This is a genomic window from Buchnera aphidicola (Microlophium carnosum), from assembly GCA_011752475.1.
Classification (GTDB): Bacteria; Pseudomonadota; Gammaproteobacteria; order Enterobacterales; family Enterobacteriaceae; genus Buchnera; species Buchnera aphidicola_BG.
In genome coordinates, this window is record CP048747.1 from 230,804 (window position 1) to 250,576 (window position 19,773).

A 19,773-nucleotide genomic window follows, 5' to 3' on the forward strand; every position below is an offset into this window, starting at 1 on the left:
TAAAATGTAATGTTATAGATTATTTTGAGGTTAATAAACAATTACGAGTACTATGAAATAGTAGATTTTATTTTCGGAATTTTTAAAAGAAGGATAATAATTCTTACAAAAATAACTTGCTTTTTAAAAATAATTTTATCATTTATATTAAAATTTTTTACAAAAATAAAAATTATGAAAAAATTATCTTAATAGAGGTTATCAAAAATAATATAAGAATGCTATTGTTTATTAAATAGATCACATGATATTTATATATTGACTAAATTTTCTAAAATAATTTTTACAAATTCAGAAAACTTAAAAGATGCAAGTGAAATATTTTCTTTAAAACTAACAGTAGCATGATTATCAGATAAATCAGAAATAGATTTTATCACAATAAGAGGAATATTAAATTTATAACAAACTTGAGCTATTGCAGTGGATTCCATTTCAACAGCTATTGCAGAAGGAAATTGATTTTTTAAAATTTTTATATATGAGTTATCTCGAATAAATGAATCACCACTAATAATAAGTCCTTGTATAAATTTTAATTGATACCGGGCAGAATTTTTTTTACAAAAATTATATATTGTTTTGTTAATTATAAATGTTTTTGGATACTTAGGTATTTGTCCTCGAGTATATCCAAAATTTGTTAAGTCTACGTCATAATAACATGTTTGTTCAGGAATAATAATGTCGCCAATTTTTAATAATGAATGTAAACTTCCAGCAGAACCACTATTAATAATAATATCTGGTTGACATAAATTAATCAGAATCATAGTGGAAATGCTAGCAGACACTTTTCCTATTCCTGATTTTATTAAAAAAACATCGTTATTTTTAAATGTTCCTATATAAATTTTACAATTTCCAATTATTTTTTTTATATATGGATATATAATTTTTTGTAGTATTTTAGTTTCTTGACTAATAGCAGCTATTATTCCGATTTTCATTTTAATATAATATATGTTTAATCATTGAAAATTATACAAGATAATAAATATATCTTATTGTTGTTTTTAAATGCTGAACGATGAACCGCATCCACATGTATTTTTTGCATTTGGATTAGAAACTACAAACTTAGAACCTTCTAAATTTTCTAGATAATCTATTTGACCACCATATAAATACTGTAAACTAATAGGATCAATAATTAATGATATATTTGATTGAACAATGATAATATCATCTTTATTTATTGCCGTATCAAAAACAAACTGATACTGAAAACCACTACATCCACCACCGTTTATATAAATCCTTAATTTTGTATTATGATTGTTTTGTATTTCAATAAGATGTTTTATTTTTTTTATTGCTTTTTCAGTAAATGTAAGATAATCTTTATAAGATTTTTCCATTTTTATTTTATTCTCACAATTTCTTAAATTTATATATTTTGCATAAGTATTTTATTATGATTTTATCACAAATAAATATTTTTTAAATATTTTATATATGTGTTTTTAATTTAAAACACGTCCATGCGCCGATAGAGAATTTATTCATTATTGGCGCAGGTTATTAAAAAATAATAATATTATTAATCAGTATTTAATTTAGATATTTTTAGAGAGACATATATAATCTTACAAAAATTAATCCGCTCTTTTACGCAGAAAAGATGGAATATCTAAATATTCTGGTTCTTTGTTAATTTTCTCTTTAGAATTCTTTATTTCTTTTTTTGTAATTTGTTTATTTATTTTTGTTGGAGATGTATTTAAATATTGATAACGATAATCCATTAATGTTTCTCTAGAAGATTTATTTTTTGTTGAATTAATATCTAAATCTTTTTCCATTCCTATTCCAGTAGCAACAACTGTTACACGAAGAGAATCGTTCATATCAGGATCTAAAGAAGTACCGATGACAACTGTTGCATTATCTGAAGCAAAAGATCTAATAGTATTTCCGACTGTTTCAAATTCATCTAATTTTAAATCAAAACCAGCAGTAATATTGACTAATACACCGCGTGCACCAGATAAATCTATATCTTCTAGTAAAGGACTAGATATAGCTATTTCTGCAGCTTCTTCTGCACGATTTTCTCCAGAAGAGATCCCAGTACCCATCATTGCATATCCCATTTCTACCATCACAGTACGTACATCAGCAAAATCTACGTTCATCAAACCAGGTCTTGTGATCAATTCAGCAATACCTTGTACAGCTCCTTTTAGAACATTGTTAGCAGCACTAAAAGCATCAAGTAAAGAAATACCCCGACTCAGAACTTTCAATAATTTATCATTGGGGATTGTAATCAAGGAGTCTACATATTTTGATAGTTCAATGATACCCTGCTCTGCTACAATCATTCTTTTCTTTCCTTCAAAATTGAAGGGCTTTGTTACTACGGCGACAGTTAGAATACTTAATTCTTTTGCAATCTCTGCTACTACAGGAGCAGCTCCAGTTCCAGTTCCTCCCCCCATTCCAGCTGCTATAAAAACCATATCGGAACCGTCTAGTGCAGATTTTAATAGTTCTTTATCTTCTTCTGCTGAAGTGCGTCCAATTTCTGGATTAGCTCCTGCACCTAATCCTTTTGTTATATTGTTTCCTATTTGTATAGTTTGTCCTACTTCTATTTTTCTTAGAGCTTGAGCATCAGTATTAATTGCAAAAAATTCAACACCTTCAATACGTTCTCGTACCATATGTTCTACCGCATTTCCACCTCCACCTCCGACACCAATGACTTTAATTATTGCGTTATTACTCAACTCTGCAGGTTCAAACATGATTAATTTCCATTATATATCTATATTTTTTAAATTTTTAAGTGCAATATGTTTTTAAAACTCTGTTTTAAACCAATTATTAATTCGTTTAAAAATTTTTTCGAGAAAAAAATTTTCTTTTTTTTTCTTATCGATATTTACATCAGATTCTTTTCCATAATATAACAAACCAATTACTGTTGAGTAATATGGTTCAGTTATTTTTTCTATTAATCCAGAAATGTTGAAAGGTTTAGCAATCCGTATTTTTTGATGGAAGACTTTTTCCGCACAGTCAGTTAGATCGGCAATATTTGCTCCACCTCCAGTAAGCACTATGCCACTTAATAATTCATATTTCTCTCCTTTTTTATAAAGTTTTTTTTGCATCTGAATAATTTTATCTTGTACTAAAGATAATAATTCAATATATCTTGATTCAATTACTTCTATTAATGCATCTTGTTGTAAAGTTTTTTGAAAATGATTGCTTGTATCAGAAAAATCAATATTCTTTGATGTTCCCAAAGATGGTTTTTTAGTAGAACCATATTTAATTTTCATATTTTCTGCATCATGGTGAGAAGTACTAAAAGCATATGAGATATCACTAGTTACAATGTTTCCAGCATATGGTATAACTTGGCTATATTGTATAGATCCATTAATATAAATAGTAAAGTCTATTGTCCCTCCTCCTATATCTATCATACACACACCAAGATTACATTCATCTTCAGTTAAAACTGCTTTACTTGAAGCAAGACCTGAGAAAATAACTTGATCAACTTGTATATTACATTTTTCTACAGCCTTAATAATATTTTTAGCCATATTTTGATGACAAGTAATTAAATGTACTTTTACTTGCATACGTACTCCAGATAAACCTATAGGGTTTTTTATACCAGATTGTTGATCAATTGAGTACTCTTGAGGTATTACATGTATAATATGATGTTCATTAGGAATTTGAACGGATTGTGCAATGTGTATTGCGTTTTCTAGATCTTCTTTGGTCACTTCATCTTCAGAAATTGGAATCATACCTATTTCATTTTGACAATTGATATATTTATTAGATAAAGATAAATATACAGAAGTAATTTGACAATCTGCCATAATTTCAGCTTGATTGATAGACTCTCGTATGCATGACACTATAGATTCTAAATCATTAATTCTTCCTCTATCTATTCCTCTAGACGAACAGGTTCCGAATCCAATAATTTTAATCGTATCATCTATTAGTACTTCTCCTACCAAAGTTACAACTTTAGTAGTACCAATTTCTAATCCTACTACTAATTTTCTGTCTTTCGATATGATCATTTATTTTTTAGCCTGTACTTTATTTCTTTGGTTATTTCTTTTTTTTCGATAAACTAATTTTTGATTTTGTTACATTTATGTTACAATAAAATTTAATTTAAAAAATCTATTGTTCTATTTTTTATCTGTAAACAATACATCAAACAATATTAATATTTTTAAAAAAATATAGAAAATTCTATTTGATATTAGATTCAAATAAATTTTAATTATTCATGTTTAAATTCAATAATACTAGTTCATCAAATGATATTCCTATTTCTTTTGCAGATATGGGCACCAAACTTCTATTTGTCATTCCAGGTATAGTATTTACTTCTAATAACCAAAATTTATTCTCTTTATCTAATATAACATCAATTCTTCCACATCCACTGCATCCCAGTATATTCCATGCTAATTTTGCTATTTTTTTTAGTTTTGTTTCTTGGATTGTATTTAATCCACTAGGACACAAGTATTTAGTAGAAGAAGATATATATTTAGCATTATAATCATAAAAATTATTCTTTGTATCAATATAAATAGAAGGGAGTACTTTTTTACCTAGAATAGATACTGTATATTCTTTTCCTTGTATAAATTTTTCAATCAGAATATTATTATCGTAATTAAAAGCTATATTTATAGCATTCTTAAGTTGATCAAGATGAGATACGATTGTTATACCTATACTTGATCCTTGATTATTTGGCTTGACTAAAACAGGAAATCCTAATTTTAATGTTTTTTTTTCTATAATGTTATATAAAAATGCAATGTTTTTTTTTTTGAAATATAAAAATCAGGTGCTGTTAACAGACCGCAAGATTTCCATAATAGTTTAGTTCTAAATTTATCTATGGAGATTGAAGAAGCCATAATTCCACTACCTGTGTAAGGAATATTTAAATATTCAAGAACTCCTTGAATACTACCGTCTTCACCACCCTTCCCATGTAATGAAATGTATGCTTTATCAAAATCTTCTTGTCGTAATTGTGTTATAGAATAATCACGTGTATCAATTGGATATGCATTAAGTCCAGATTTTAATAGACTTTTAAGAACAGCATATCCTGATTTTATTGAAATTTTTCTTTCAGAAGATATCCCACCTAATAAAACTGCTATTTTTTTATTCATACTGTCACTTTTTTATTTTTTTAATTAATGTTTCATGTATGATCGTATCTATATTTCCAGCTCCTTGTATTAAAATAATATCATTTCCATTTAATTTAGACACAATAGTTTCTAATATTGTATTATGATCAGAAATTAAAATTACATCAGTTTTTCCTAATTTTTTTATATCATTAAAAAGTGAAAGACTATCTGCTCCAACAATAAATTGTTCGTTTGCAGAGTATACATTTAATATTAAGAGAAGATCAACCTGAGACAAAATTTGAATAAAATCATGATATAAATTATATGTTCTTGTATATCGATGTGGCTGAAATATCATGATTAAGTTTTTATGTGGCCAACTAATTCGTACTGTGTGAATAGTTTCATATAATGCTGTAGGATGATGCCCATAATCGTCTATTAACATACAATTTATACTATTATTAATATGTTTCTCCATTGAAAGAAATCCAAGAAATTCAAATCTTCTACAAGTGCCCTGAAATTTTTCTAATGATAAAATAATATTATGATTTTTTACACCCTGGTTTATTGCAAGGGCAATAGCTGCAGCTGCATTTAATGCATTATGTTTACCAGGTATATTTAATGTTATATTTAATTTTTTTTTATTTTTAACAATTATTTGAAAATTCCCAAAAAAATAATTTTGTTCGTAGCAAAAAATTCGGACATCAGCATTTTTATTAAAGCCATATGTAATTACCTTACATTTTATATTAGGTAAAATATTACAAATAGCGCTATTATCTATACATACTATAGCAGTTCCATGCAATGGAATTTTATTCAAAAAAACTAGAAAAGTGCATTTCAATTGTTTAAAATCATTATTATAATAATCCATATGATCAGGTTCAATATTAGTTACAATCACTATCTTGGGATTTAAATATAAAAAAGAAGCATCACTTTCATCTGCTTCTACAATAAAATAATCAGAAGAGCCTAATTGTGCATAAGAATCAATTGATTTTATTAATCCTCCATTAATTAAAGTCGGCCGTAGACCACTTTCGATAAAAATATCTGAAATCATTGATGTAGTAGTAGTTTTTCCATGTGTACCAGAAATTGCTATTCCAAATTTAAAACTCATCAATATTGCAAGCATTTCTGCTCTTAATAATATAGGAATATTATATTTTTTAGCAGCAATAATTTCTTTATTTTTTGATGAGATAGAACTAGATTTAATAATAAAATCAACATTTTTAATGTTTTTTGTAGAATGTTGAAAATATATAATTGCGCCTAAACTAATTAATTTTTTTGTAATTACACTTTCTAACAAATCAGATCCGCTGATTTTATATCCTAATTTTAATAGAATTAAAGCAATCCCTACCATCCCGGAACCACCGATTCCAATAAGATGGATGTTTTTATTTTTTTTTTCTGAAATAAAAAAATTAATTTTTTTTATATCTTTTATATTCATACTTTTTATCTTAATTTATTTAAATATGTGATATTTATATTTTTTTAACAATCTTATTGATAACATTAAAAACGTTTAACATTGCATTACGAGTACCGAGAGTAAACGCTTTTTCTGCCATAATTAAAAGTTGATCTCTATTTAGGGAATCAAGTATATTAACTATTAATGTAGTATTAAAATTTGATTGATCAATTATTTTTGCAGCACCAATTAATTCTAAATCTTCTGCATTTCGATGTTGCTGTTTATCTTTATGTGGATATGGTATAAAGATAGCAGCTATTCCTACAATAGATATTTCACTTACAGTCAACGCTCCAGAACGACAAATAATTATATCGGCCCATTCATATGCAGCAGCGATATTTTTTATAAAGCAAGTAGTTATGCATTTATTTAATTGGAATTCTTGATATTTTTTTTTTGTTTTTTCTAATTCATAACTCCCTGTTTGATGCCAGAGAATAATTTTTTCTTTTAATAAAAAAGCTACTTCAGGTAATATACAATTTAAAATTGAAGATCCTTGACTGCCACCAATAACTAATACTCGTAAAAGACCTTCTCTATTTGCAAAACGATCAACAGGAGGAGGAATGTTGATAATACTTTTACAAACTGGATTTCCAACTACTTCTGCATTTTTTAAAACACCAGGATACGCTTGCATATTTTTTATAGATATTTTAGATAACCATTGATTGGTTATTCCTGCAATTTTATTTTGTTCATGTAAAATAAATGGAATTTTACAACTCCAAGCAGCGATTCCTCCTGGACCAGATACATATCCTCCCATTCCTAATATGATGTCTGGAGACCATTTTTTTATTATTTTTTTAACATCGTAATAAGCACGTAATATATATATTGGTGCAATAATTATATTTTTTAAGCTAGCATTACGTAATCCTTTAATTTTTATATAATGAATTTTAATACCAGATTTAGGTATAATTTTAGATTCTATGCTATTTTTTATTCCTATCCAATTAACACGCCATCCTTTTTGAATTAAATAACGTGCTATAGTTAGTCCTGGAAAAACATGGCCACCACTTCCTCCGGCCATAATTATTATTTTTTTAGGAATCATTTAGGTCCTCTAGGAAATGCTTGATATGTTCTTAATCTTGTTTCAAAATCGATTCTTAATAAAAAAAAAATAGCTATTGAATTTATAATCAAACTTGATCCACCATAACTAATAAATGGTAAAGTTAATCCTTTAGTTGGTAAAATACCAGTAACAGCACCCACATTAATTAATGTTTGAAAGCTAAACCAAATACCAATAGAACATGCTAAAAATCCTGGAAAAATTTGTTTTTGTTCTAATGCTTTCTGTCCAATATACATAGCACGCAAAGAAAGCGTGAAAATTATTAATAATATTAAAAAAGAACCAAGATAACCTAACTCTTCGCCTATAATAGAAAATATAAAATCACTATGTGCGTCAGGTAAATAATTTAGTTTTTGTATTGAATTACCTAATCCCTGTCCTAGAAAATTTCCACGACCTAATGCCATTAATGATTGTGTTAATTGATATCCATTCCCAAATGGATCTTCCCAAGGATTCCAAAAAGATAAGACTCTTTTCATACGATAAGGTTCTAATAATATTAATAAAATTACTATTAATAAGCTAACAGTAATAATTATAAAAAATTGACCTATTTTAGCACCAGAAAGAAATAAAATTGATAATGTAGTAAAAAATAGAACAACAACACTTCCTAAATCAGGTTCTGCTAATAGAAGTATTGATTGTATTATAATAATACTCATAGGTTTAAAAAAACCCCAGAAATTATTACGTACTTCATTAAATTTTCGTGATAAATAACTAGATATATAACAAAAAGAAGAAATTTTACATATTTCAGAAGGTTGTATATGTAAGAAACCTATATTGATCCATCGAAAAGATCCATGTATTGAATGACCTACTAGCAATACAAAAATTAATAACGCAATTGAAACTATTAATATTATATTACTGTTTTTTTCCCAAAAAATAATTGGTGTACGTAAAAAAATAAAAGATAATAAAAATATTAAAAAAAAATAAAAAATTTCTCTTTTTATAAAAAAAAATGGATTATGATATATATTTTGACTTATAGGAATTGATGCAGATATAACCATAATTAAACCAATAGAAAATAAACTTAAAGTTAACCATACTAATATACGATCATACAATATAAAAAAAGAATCTTTTTTATCATCGACTATTTCTATATTGTTTTTGTTTTTTACATGTTTTTTTTCTAAATATATCAAGTGATTTTTTTGGTTAATCTTATAAAAAGATCACCCCTCTCCTCAAAGTTAGAAAACTGATCTAAACTACTACAACCAGGAGATAAAAGTACTGTATCACCTGACTTAACTTGTTTTGCAATCAATATCATTGCTCTTTTTAAATCTTTAACATAAATAGATTTTTTTCTACATATTTTTGATAATTTAATTCCATCTTTTCCAAAACAGTAAATTTTTATTTTGAGCTTATGAAAATATATTTTCAACATATTAAAATTTGCAGATTTGCTATCTCCACCTAGTAATAATCGTATTGTCCCGGTCGTTTTTATAGAATTCAAAGCCGCTTTGGTACTATTTACATTTGTAGATTTAGAATCATTTATCCAATCTATCCCTTTTTTGCTTGTTATTATTTGACATCGATGTGGTAAGTTTGAAAAGTTTTTCAGTGTATTTATTGAGTCATTTCTAGAAAATTTCATTGCATCCGAAATAGCGATCGAGACTAATATATTGTTATAATTATGATTACCAGATAACAATATTTCATTAGTATTTAATATTTTGTTATTTTTATAACACAAAATAGTATCGTTATTTTTAGAAGAAATATAATAATCACTTTTTTTTGTGCCAAAACTAATCCAATTTTGTCCTTTATTATGAATAGTGTTGTTTAATTTATCTTTTGAATTGATTATGCAAATTTCTGCTTGACTATATATAGATGTTTTAGTTTTTTTATACTGTTGGAATCCTTGTGGATATCGATTAATATGATCTTCACTAATATTAAGAATAACCGCTATTTTTGATTTTAAAGTAAAAGTATTTTCTAGTTGAAAACTAGATAGTTCTATGATGTATAAATCAGATTGTTTATCAAGCATTTTTAATACAGGAAAACCAATGTTTCCACCTAAAGAAATTTTATAACCTGCATTTTTTGCAATTTTTGCAATCATTGTAGCTACAGTGCTTTTTCCATTAGTTCCTGTAATTGAAATAACCGGAGAAGTTACTTCTCTAGCAAATAATTCAATATCGCTAATAATTTCAATTCCTAGTAAACGTGCCTTAATTAAAATAGGTCGAAATGAAGAAATTCCTGGGCTTATTATAATTAAATCTGATTCTAAAATCCATGTATGTTCTAAACTTCCTAAACTATATTCAATGTTTTTAGGAATTTGTATCAAATGTATAGGATATTTAGACTCATCAATGATTTTAGGTCTAATGCCTTTTTTTAAAAAGAAATTAAGACACGATATTCCTGTTAACCCCATACCCAAGATTAATATTTTTTTACCAAAATAATTATATGACATTAACATACCTGTAAAGAAATAAGACCTATTAATAGTAATATTAATGATACAATCCAGAACCTTATAACAATTAAAGGTTCTAGTATTCCTTTAAGTTCATAATGGTGATGAATTGGCGCCATTTTTAAAATTCTTTTTTTTCTAATTTTAAATGATATAATTTGTAAAATAACAGATATTGTTTCAAAAACAAAAATACCACCCATAATAATTAGCAATAACTCTTGATGCAATAATATTGCTATAGTTCCTAAAGCTCCACCTAGTGAAAGGGAACCAACATCTCCCATAAACACCTTAGCTGGATAGCTATTAAACCATAAAAAACCTAATCCTGAACCAATAATTGCCATACATAATATAGCTAGCTCTCCTGAATTTTCTACATAATGAACATGTAGAAAATTAGAACTGTTTATATTTCCACTAAATAAAGATATTAATGTAAAACCAATAGTTAAAAAAATAACAGGCATAATCGATAAACCATCTAATCCATCTGTTAGATTAACTGCATTACTGGTACCAACTATTACAAAATAAGCAAGAAATATATATAGATAATTTATTTCAAAAGAATTTTTTATATAAAAAGGAATAATTAATTCAGTAGAAATAATATTTTTATTATAAATATTTATTAAATAAATAAGTCCAAAAGCAAGAATAGATAACCAAAAATATTTCCATTTTAATGTTAATCCTTTAGAATTTTTATATTTAATTTTTTTGTAGTCATCTATTATACCTATTCCACCATATCCTATTAAAACACTAATAACATACCAAATATAAATATTAGATAAATTACAATATAAAATTGTTGAAACAAATATAGAAAAAATTATAAAAATTCCACCCATAGTAGGTATATTATTTTTTAAATGGTGTGTTCTTGGTCCATTTTTTCGTATTATTTGATATTTTTGTAATTTTTTAAGGTAATATATAAAATATGGGCCAATATATAAATTAATAAAAAAAGAAGTTAATAAACTCAATATTGCACGATACGGAATATAAGAAATAGTATTTAAATTACAATTGAAGTATTTATTGCAAAAAATTAACATTTTTTTTACTCTCTTTGACAAGTTTTTCTACTACTTCTTCCATTTTTGTACTACGAGATCCTTTCACTAATATTGTTATTTTTTTTTTCTTTAAAAAAAAATTTTTTAAATGCTCAATTAAGTTGTTTTTATTGTAAAAATGTTTTCCATTATTAAAAATTTGGGTAATTTCTTTACTTATATTACCAATGCTAAAAATTTTATTAATTTTAGATAAATTAGCAGTATTTCCTATCATTTTGTGATACAAAATACTTTTCTCTCCCAATTCTGCCATATCTCCAGTAACTAATATTTTATAACCAGGCATTTTTTCTAATACTTTTATTGCTGAAATCATAGATGAAACATTAGAATTATAAGTATCATCAATTAAAATTTTATTAGGTTCTAATATAATAGATTCTAATCTTTTTGAGATAATAGGAGTTTGTAATAGTCCTGCTTTTATTTTTTTTAAAGGTATTTTAATTGAAAAAGCAAGAGCACTGGCTGCTAATGCATTAGATATATTTTGATAACCTAAAAATGGAAATGAAATATTTATTTTTCCACATGGTGTATGCATCGTAAAAGACGTGCCATATAGATGGATTTTAATATTGCTACAAAAAAAATTACTATATTTTTTTTTTTAACAGAAAAATATAAAACATCGTTTTTTTGTATATCTTTCTTCCATTGTGAAAGATGATGACTATCTAAATTAATAATAACTATTCCATCAGGTTTCAAACCAGAGAATATTTCTGATTTTGCTTTAGATACTCCTAATAATGATTTAAATCCTTGTAAATGAGCACAGTGAATATTGTTAATTAGTACAATTTCTGGTTTACTGATATTACTGGTATAAGAAATTTCACCTGGTTTATTTGCTCCCAATTCAATAACAGCATATTTATGCTTTTTTGTAATTTGCAATAAAGTCATTGCTACACCAATATTGTTATTTGAATTATCAATAGTAGATATTGTATTTCCATTTTGTCTAAGTATTGATGCTGTCATTTCTTTTACTGAAGTTTTACCACAAGAACCTGTAATAGCCAATACCTTGACATTTGTTTTTTTACGAACCCAACTAGAAATTTGCCCTAAAGCAATAGATGTATTTTGTACTACAATATATGATACATAAGAATTTATATCTTTTTGTGTGATAAAAGCAACACATCCTTTTTTAATGGCATCGTTTATGAAAATATGTGCATCAAAATTTTTTCCTATTAAAGCAATAAAAAGACATCCTGGAATAATTTTTTTCGTATCAATAATAATCTCGTTTATCAATAGATCTATTCCATGTAGCTTTCCATTAGTAATAGAAGCAATTTTTTTTAACGATAAAGAAATCATATTTTTTCTTCCAATAAGTTTAAAACTATTTTTTTATCTGAATACTTAATATATCTATTTTGAATTATTTGTTTTTCTTCATGTCCTTTCCCGGATATTAAAATTATATGATTATATTTTGCTTTAAAATAAGCGTAAGATATTGCTTGTTTTCTGTTTGGAATAATTAGTATTCTTTTTTTATTTTGACAACCATTTAAAATATCTTCAATAATTTTCTTTTCTTTTTCATTTCTTGGATTGTCATTAGTAATAATAACTTTATCTGACATTTTTTCTGCAATAGCACCCATGATAGGACGTTTTTTTTGATCTCTTTCTCCTCCACATCCAAATATACACCATATATATCTTTGATAGTGCAAGCGAATTGCATCTAGTGTTTTTTTTAATGCATCAGGTGTATGAGCATAGTCAATAATAAAAGTTGGTTTTTTGATAAGAGTAAATGTTTCCATTCGACCAGATACAGGCATTATTTTTTGAGATGTATTAATTAAATTAGATAAACTATGACCTAGTTCTAAAAGACAAGCTAATGATAACAAGAGATTTGTTACGTTAAAATGGCCAATGAGACTAGATAATATTTCACCTTTCCCCCAACTTGATTCAAATACTATACAAACAAAATTATTAGCATATTTAATATCAGTAGCATTTATCCATTTTGTAGCATATTTTTTTTGTGCAGAATTTTTAATAGTAACTGCTATTGTATAGTAATTAAGTAGTTTTTTTAGCCATATTTTTCCATATGGATCATCAGCATTTAATATAATTTTTTTAACTTTATGTGTGCTAAACAATAACCATTTTGCTGATTCATATTTTTCCATATTTTGATGATAATCTAGATGATCTTGTGTTAGATTTGTAAAGATTGCAATATAAAAAGGAACAGCTTTGACACGATGCTGTATCAAACCATGTGAAGAAACTTCCATCGTAACTAATTTAGCTTTTTTTTCTAATGCTATAGATAAAAATAAGTGAATAAAAATGGCAGAAGATGTTGTATTTTTCGTAGATTGTAAAGAGTCATAGAAACCATTTCCTAAAGTTCCCATGGTTGCATTTTTATCGCCTAAAATTTTACTCCATTGATTGATTAATTGTGTTACGGTAGTTTTTCCATTAGTTCCAGTTATGCCAATTATTTTTAATTTGTTTCCTGGTTCTTTGTAGAAACGACTGGCTAGCATCGATATATTTTCAGATAGTTTAAAAAAATATATTATAAGAACATTGTTAATATATTTAAATGTTCCATGATTTTCTTTTTTTTTAGTTTCATATAGAATAGCTGCTGATTTTTTATAAATAGCTTCGAAAACAAAATTACGTCCATCTTGTTTTATTCCTGGAACAGCTATAAATAAATCGCCTTTATTTACAGTTCTACTATCTATATTTAAATTTAAAATATATTTATTTGGAATATCTTTAATCCACGGTGCAAGCAGATATTTTAAGCAAGTTTTATTCATTCAATTTCTGTCGATTTGATTGTAAAATAGTATTTTAATTCAATAAATTATCTGGTTTGATATTCATTTTTTTTAATACTAATGTCATTATACTGCTAAAAACTGGAGCAGAAACTGCACCTCCATAATATTTTTTTCCCTTAGGATTATCGATTACAATGATTAATGAAAATCTTGGATCGCTAGCTGGAGCGATTCCTGCAGTATACGCTGTGTATTTTTTAATATAACGTCCATGAATGCCTACTTTTTTTGCAGTTCCTGTTTTAATAGCAACACGATATCCTTTGACTGCGGCTTGAATACCTCCTCCTCCTGGTTTGGCAACACTTTCCATCATATTAATTACTTTTTGCACATATTGTTTTGGAAAAATTCTTTTTTCATCTATTGGACTATTAATTTTTATAATTGAAAGTGGACGATATATTCCATAACTTCCGATAGTAGCATATAATCGTGCTAGCTGAAGAGGGGTGACCATGAGACCATATCCAAAAGAGAAAGTAGCTTTATCTAAATCAGCCCATTTTTTTTTTTTAGGGAAAAAACCGCTTTTTTCACCAATGAGTCCTAGTTGAGTTGGTTGTCCTAATCCAAAATTAATATAACTATCAAGTAATTTTAAAATTGGCATAGATAGTGCAATTTTTGATACTCCTACATTACTTGATTTTTGCAATATACCAGTTATAGTAAGTTGATCATGATAAGAAACATCTTTTATTTGATGTCTTTTAATGAAAAAAGGTTTAGTGTCAATTATTGATTTTTCTTGAATAATTCCAAGTTTTAACGCTTCCATAATTACTATTGGCTTTACTGTTGAACCTGGTTCAAAAATATCTGTAATGGCTCTATTACGAATATTTTTTTTTATGATATGTCGCATATTATTAGGATTATATGAAGGACTGTTTGCCATAGCTAAAACTTCCCCTGTTTTAATATCAATTAAAACTGCAGTTCCAGAATCAGCCTTATTTTTCTCTACTGCTTCGTATAATTTATGATATACAATACTTTGTAATTGAGCATTAATACTAAGTGTTAAGTTATTAGATGGACTCTCTTCAACTAAAGATGTATTTTCAACAATTTCTCCCTTGTTATCTTTTCTAATTTTTCTTTTTCCTGGTTTTCCTGTTAGTAGTGTGTTAAAACTTTTTTCTACACCTTCAATTCCGATACCATCTATGTTAGTTATACCTATAAGTTGAGCTGCAATTTTTCCAAAAGGATAATATCTTTTTGATTCTTCTAATAAAAAAATACCAGGTAACTGTAATTTTTTAATATACTTTGCAATCTCAGGATTGATTTGACGCGCTAAATAAATAAATTTTGATTTCTTATGAGCATTTATATGTAAAAATATGTTTTTTAATGGGATTGAAAGAACTTCTGACAAAGCGTCCCAACGTTTATTATGTTCAATATTTTTTTTGTTAAGAACTTCTGATGGATCTGCACAGATAGCGTTGACTGATACAGTCACTGCTAGCGGATATCCGTCTCGATCATTAATATTTCCTCGTGTACTAAGTAAAGATTGCATTCTTAATGTTCTACGATCTCCTTCTATTATGAGTAGATTAGAATTGATTATTTGTAAAAAAATTATGCGTAATGTTAAAGTCATTAAGGATAGAAAAATAAAACTACATAATATAAAAAATCGCCAATTTATATAGTTTATTTTTTTTATATTTTTTTCTTTAAAAAAATTAATTTTTTCTTTTTTGTACATTTTTTAAATGATATCCATCAATTTACATCTTTTTTATCAAATAAAAATTATTTTTTTTGAACTGTAGAGTAAAGAGATAAAGAATTTTTTTCAATTATTAAATTTCTCCATTCGTTATTTTTTTCTTTTTTTTTAGAATAAGATTTTCTTCTTGAGTAATTAATAATCGGGTTTTATGAACTGTTATGACAACAAAGCTAGCAGATAATATAATAGAAATTAATAAAATTAAATGAGTTTTTCCATATACAAGAAAATCATTTTTGATTATTGTCGGTAAATCATAACGTTGAATTTTCATATTTATTCTCGTATTTCTGCCACACGAAGTATAGAGCTACGAGCTCTAGGATTATTATTTATTTCACTTGCAGTTGGTGATATTCGATTGATAATTTTTAACTTGCAGATTTTTAAATTATTTAATTGTTTTTCTGTGATAGCCATGCCATATGGAACAACTGCTTTTGCACTGTTTTGTATCATAAAATTTTTTACTATTCTATCTTCTAAAGAATGAAAACTAAGAACTGATATACGTCCTCCTGGTTTTAATATTTTTAGCGTACTTTTCAAAGCTTGTTGAATTTCTTCTAATTCTTGATTGATATAAATTCTAATAGCTTGAAAGCTTCTTCTTGCGGGATGTTTAAATTTATTTCTTATTGGTATAGCTCTTTTAATAATATCAGCTAATTCTAAAGTTCGGGTTATTTTTTTTATTTGATTGACGTGTTTGATTGCATGAGCTATTTTTTTTGAAAAACGCTCTTCTCCAAAATTTTTTAATACAAAAGCAATTTCATGGACATTGCTTTTAAAAAGCCATTCTGAAGCAGAAATACCATAGTTGGGATTCATTCTCATGTCTAAAGGACCATCTTTTTTAAATGAAAAACCTCTTTCATGGTTGTCAATTTGTAATGAAGATACTCCTAAATCAAATATAATTCCATTAACCTTCCCTATAATCTCTTGGTTTTTTGCATAATCTAGTAATTTTGAAAAATTTTGATTGATTATATGAAAGCGTGAATCTTGAATATTATGACCTATAGAAACAGCAATTGGATCTCTATCAATAGAATATAATTTTCCATCTTTTCCTAATCTTTTTAAAATTTCATTTGAATGTCCACCTGTTCCAAATGTACCGTCAATATAAATACCATTTTTTTTTATTTTTAAAGAATGAATTAATTCTTGTTTCATTACTGGAATATGTGTAAGTGTGCGATTCATTATAAAATATGTATGATATAAAGTAAGAATATGGTACATGGTCATTTTAATCAAAATGACCATGTTTGATATATTTTTTTAGAAAAATTACCATTTAAAATGTTATTAACTCGAATTGAAAAAATTGATAAATACATTAAAAGTTATTAGTGAGTACGAATCATGATGTATAAAATATTTTCCGTTTTTTTATATAAAAAATTCATCCCCGAGACATACCAACAATTCCGGAACGAGTGACTTCAATAACTTCTGATATGTTACGTATTATTTTTAGAAAAGAATCGATTTTTTTTGTAGTACCAGACAACTGTAATATATATGTTGTAGATGTTATATCTACAATTTGTCCTCGAAATATTTCAGTAATATGTTTAATATCATCTCTTCTATAGTTATTTATCTGCACTTTTAATAATATAATTTCACGTTCTATATGAGAAGATTGTTTAATTTGTACAACTCTTAACACATCTATTAATTTATGAAGTTGTTTTTCAATTTGTTCAATTGCTTTTTCATTCCCTACTGTTTGTATAGTCATTTTTGATAAAGTAGGATCTTCAGTAGGTGCTAATGTAACAGTTTCTATATTATATCCTCTTTGTGAAAATAGTCCTATTACTCGTGATAACGCACCTGATTCGTTTTCTAATAAAATAGATAAAATTCTTCGCATATTTTAGGAAACCTCTTTTTTCCTTAACCACATTTCGTTCATGCCTCCACCTTGAATTTGCATAGGATAAACGTGCTCGGAATTATCTATTTGGACGTCTACAAATACTAAATGACCATGAGATAATTTTTTCAACGCTAGCTTTAATTTTTCTTCTAATTCTATAGGATTAGTAATTTTTATACCAAAGTGTCCATAAGATTCTGACAATTTTACAAAATCTGGAAGTGAATCCATATAAGAATGAGAATGTCGTCCAGAATAAATCATGTCTTGCCACTGCTTAACCATTCCTAAAGAAGAATTGTTAAGATTTAATATTAAAATTGCTAAGTTATATTGTCGTGCTGTAGATAATTCTTGAATGTTCATTTGAATACTACCATCTCCAGTGATACAGATGACAGTTTCTTTAGGTAAAGCTAATTTAACTCCTAACGCTGCAGGTAGTCCAAATCCCATAGTGCCTAGACCGCCTGAGTTGATCCAATGTCTAGGTTTATTAAATGGATAATATAACGCAGTAAACATTTGATGTTGTCCAACGTCTGAAGCAATATAAGATGTACCTGCTGTAAGTTTAAACAGGGTTTCAATAACTGTTTGGGGTTTTATCTTATCACCTATTTTATTATATTCAAGACTATTAACTTTCTTCCATTTTTTAATGGTATTCCACCAATCCTCTAAAAATAAAATTTTCTTTCTTTTTTTTAGTAATTCTATCATTTTTTGTAAGACATGTTTTGCATCTCCAACAATTGGGATATTGGCTGGAACAGTTTTAGAAATAGAAGTAGGATCAATGTCAATATGTAAAATGATAGCGTTTGGACAGTATTTATTTAAGTTATTTGTTGTTCGATCATCAAATCTAACTCCGATTGCAAAAATTACATCAGCGTGATGCATTGTCATGTTAGCTTCATAAGTACCATGCATTCCTAACATAGAAATGTTTTGATCATGAGTACCTGGAAACGCACCTAATCCCATTAAAGACGTGGTAACTGGACAGTTGATTTTTTCTGCAAAAATTCGTAATTCTTCGCTGCTGTTTGAGCTAATTATTCCACCGCCTGCATAAATGACAGGTCTTTTAGATTTTAATAATGTATCTAGTGCTTTTTGAATTTGTCCTATATGACCTTTAGTTGTTGGATTATATGAGCGTATATTAATATTATCTGGCCATTTATAACAAAATTTATTTTCTTTTTTTAAAATATCTTTTGGCAAATCAATTACTACGGGTCCTGGACGTCCACTTGATGCTAACCAAAAAGCTTTTTTAAAGATAATTGGTATGTCTTCAGTCTTTTTGACTAAAAAACTATATTTTACTACTGGGCGAGAAATACCAATCATATCGCATTCTTGAAAAGCATCGTAACCGATTAGCGAAGAAGCAACTTGACCCGATATCACCACCATAGGAATAGAGTCCATATATGCTGTAGCAATACCAGTAATAGCATTAGTTGCACCTGGTCCGGAAGTAACTAAGACCACTCCTATTTTTCCGGTGGAACGAGAATATCCATCAGCCATATGAGTTGCAGCTTGTTCGTGTCTTACTAAAATGTGTTCAATTCCGCCAACAGTTTTTAGGGCATCATAAATATCTAGTACAGCACCACCAGGATAACCAAATATATGCTGTATTCCCTGATCAATTAATGATCGAACGACCATTTCAGCTCCTGATAACATTTCCATTTTTTCCTCCAGGAAACTAATTTATTAGGTTTTATTTCCTAGTTCGCTATTTATCAGTTTATCCTGTAGTTTATCTATATAAAATTAGCGCTATTTAGTTTGAAAAGTTTGTTTTTTTAATCATTAATTTTTGTTGATAAAAACATAAATTGTTTAAAAAATAATTTAATTCTCGCATTGATCTTAAATAAAGAATTTATGTTGATTTTTA

Annotated in this window: 14 protein-coding genes and 3 pseudogenes; all 17 read right to left on the bottom strand. The window is 26.9% G+C overall.

From position 1 onward, the window contains the following. Positions 1-251: 251 nt before the first annotated feature. Positions 252-950 (bottom strand): 5'-methylthioadenosine/adenosylhomocysteine nucleosidase, encoded by a 699-nt coding sequence (locus tag G4A98_01040; protein ID QIQ41806.1) that lies wholly within the window; start codon positions 948-950, stop codon positions 252-254. Between the two features lie 66 nt (positions 951-1,016). Beyond that, positions 1,017-1,361 (bottom strand): iron-sulfur cluster insertion protein ErpA, encoded by a 345-nt coding sequence (erpA, locus tag G4A98_01045; protein ID QIQ41807.1) that lies wholly within the window; start codon positions 1,359-1,361, stop codon positions 1,017-1,019. Between the two features lie 237 nt (positions 1,362-1,598). Further along, the gene (gene ftsZ / locus G4A98_01050) at positions 1,599-2,753 is read right to left on the bottom strand and encodes a cell division protein FtsZ (protein ID QIQ41808.1); all 1,155 of its coding nucleotides are present in this window, start codon (positions 2,751-2,753) and stop codon (positions 1,599-1,601) included. Between the two features lie 54 nt (positions 2,754-2,807). Next, the gene (gene ftsA / locus G4A98_01055; protein QIQ41809.1) at positions 2,808-4,064 is read right to left on the bottom strand and encodes a cell division protein FtsA; all 1,257 of its coding nucleotides are present in this window, start codon (positions 4,062-4,064) and stop codon (positions 2,808-2,810) included. Between the two features lie 205 nt (positions 4,065-4,269). Then, positions 4,270-5,189 (bottom strand): annotated as a pseudogene (locus G4A98_01060) (D-alanine--D-alanine ligase). Between the two features lie 4 nt (positions 5,190-5,193). Further along, on the bottom strand, positions 5,194-6,639 hold the full coding sequence (locus tag G4A98_01065; protein QIQ41810.1) for a UDP-N-acetylmuramate--L-alanine ligase: 1,446 nt from the start codon (positions 6,637-6,639) through the stop codon (positions 5,194-5,196). 34 nt (positions 6,640-6,673) lie between these two features. Then, on the bottom strand, positions 6,674-7,738 hold the full coding sequence (gene murG / locus G4A98_01070) for an undecaprenyldiphospho-muramoylpentapeptide beta-N-acetylglucosaminyltransferase (GenBank protein ID QIQ41811.1): 1,065 nt from the start codon (positions 7,736-7,738) through the stop codon (positions 6,674-6,676). After that, positions 7,735-8,934, bottom strand: a complete 1,200-nt coding sequence (ftsW, locus tag G4A98_01075) for a cell division protein FtsW (GenBank protein QIQ41812.1) — start codon at positions 8,932-8,934, stop codon at positions 7,735-7,737. The genes murG and ftsW overlap by 4 nt, the downstream gene beginning before the upstream one ends. After that, on the bottom strand, positions 8,931-10,250 hold the full coding sequence (murD, locus tag G4A98_01080) for a UDP-N-acetylmuramoyl-L-alanine--D-glutamate ligase (protein ID QIQ41813.1): 1,320 nt from the start codon (positions 10,248-10,250) through the stop codon (positions 8,931-8,933). The genes ftsW and murD overlap by 4 nt, the downstream gene beginning before the upstream one ends. After that, positions 10,250-11,323 carry a phospho-N-acetylmuramoyl-pentapeptide-transferase gene (locus G4A98_01085; protein ID QIQ41814.1) on the bottom strand — a complete coding sequence of 358 codons (1,074 nt, stop codon included), beginning with the start codon at positions 11,321-11,323 and terminating at the stop codon, positions 10,250-10,252. The genes murD and G4A98_01085 overlap by 1 nt, the downstream gene beginning before the upstream one ends. After that, positions 11,304-12,682: pseudogene (gene murF, locus G4A98_01090) on the bottom strand (UDP-N-acetylmuramoyl-tripeptide--D-alanyl-D-alanine ligase). Before murF ends, G4A98_01085 begins: the two are co-directional and overlap by 20 nt. Beyond that, positions 12,679-14,172: a UDP-N-acetylmuramoyl-L-alanyl-D-glutamate--2,6-diaminopimelate ligase gene (gene murE, locus G4A98_01095; protein ID QIQ41815.1), complete on the bottom strand. Its 1,494-nt coding sequence runs from the start codon at positions 14,170-14,172 to the stop codon at positions 12,679-12,681. The pseudogene murF and the gene murE overlap by 4 nt, the downstream one beginning before the upstream one ends. A 34-nt stretch (positions 14,173-14,206) precedes the next feature. After that, positions 14,207-15,922, bottom strand: a complete 1,716-nt coding sequence (gene ftsI / locus G4A98_01100) for a peptidoglycan glycosyltransferase FtsI (protein ID QIQ41816.1) — start codon at positions 15,920-15,922, stop codon at positions 14,207-14,209. 47 nt (positions 15,923-15,969) lie between these two features. Then, a pseudogene (gene ftsL, locus G4A98_01105) lies at positions 15,970-16,223 on the bottom strand (cell division protein FtsL). 2 nt (positions 16,224-16,225) lie between these two features. Further along, a complete protein-coding gene (gene rsmH / locus G4A98_01110; protein ID QIQ42167.1) occupies positions 16,226-17,164 on the bottom strand; it encodes a 16S rRNA (cytosine(1402)-N(4))-methyltransferase RsmH in 939 nt (312 codons plus the stop codon). A gap of 202 nt (positions 17,165-17,366) precedes the next feature. Then, positions 17,367-17,843: an acetolactate synthase small subunit gene (ilvN, locus tag G4A98_01115; protein QIQ41817.1), complete on the bottom strand. Its 477-nt coding sequence runs from the start codon at positions 17,841-17,843 to the stop codon at positions 17,367-17,369. A gap of 3 nt (positions 17,844-17,846) precedes the next feature. Next, complete coding sequence (locus tag G4A98_01120; protein ID QIQ41818.1) at positions 17,847-19,562, bottom strand: acetolactate synthase 3 large subunit; 1,716 nt, start codon at positions 19,560-19,562, stop codon at positions 17,847-17,849. Positions 19,563-19,773 lie beyond the last annotated feature (211 nt).

Coding starts and splice junctions, on each gene's coding strand:
- murE (QIQ41815.1), bottom strand. CDS start 14,172: ATGAATAAAACTTGCTTAAAATATCTGCTTGCACCGTGGATTAAAGAT.
- ftsI (QIQ41816.1), bottom strand. CDS start 15,922: ATGTACAAAAAAGAAAAAATTAATTTTTTTAAAGAAAAAAATATAAAA.
- G4A98_01065 (QIQ41810.1), bottom strand. CDS start 6,639: ATGAATATAAAAGATATAAAAAAAATTAATTTTTTTATTTCAGAAAAA.
- murG (QIQ41811.1), bottom strand. CDS start 7,738: ATGATTCCTAAAAAAATAATAATTATGGCCGGAGGAAGTGGTGGCCAT.
- ilvN (QIQ41817.1), bottom strand. CDS start 17,843: ATGCGAAGAATTTTATCTATTTTATTAGAAAACGAATCAGGTGCGTTA.
- G4A98_01085 (QIQ41814.1), bottom strand. CDS start 11,323: ATGTTAATTTTTTGCAATAAATACTTCAATTGTAATTTAAATACTATT.
- erpA (QIQ41807.1), bottom strand. CDS start 1,361: ATGGAAAAATCTTATAAAGATTATCTTACATTTACTGAAAAAGCAATA.
- ftsZ (QIQ41808.1), bottom strand. CDS start 2,753: ATGTTTGAACCTGCAGAGTTGAGTAATAACGCAATAATTAAAGTCATT.
- G4A98_01040 (QIQ41806.1), bottom strand. CDS start 950: ATGAAAATCGGAATAATAGCTGCTATTAGTCAAGAAACTAAAATACTA.
- ftsA (QIQ41809.1), bottom strand. CDS start 4,064: ATGATCATATCGAAAGACAGAAAATTAGTAGTAGGATTAGAAATTGGT.
- rsmH (QIQ42167.1), bottom strand. CDS start 17,164: ATGAATCGCACACTTACACATATTCCAGTAATGAAACAAGAATTAATT.
- G4A98_01120 (QIQ41818.1), bottom strand. CDS start 19,562: ATGGAAATGTTATCAGGAGCTGAAATGGTCGTTCGATCATTAATTGAT.
- murD (QIQ41813.1), bottom strand. CDS start 10,250: ATGTCATATAATTATTTTGGTAAAAAAATATTAATCTTGGGTATGGGG.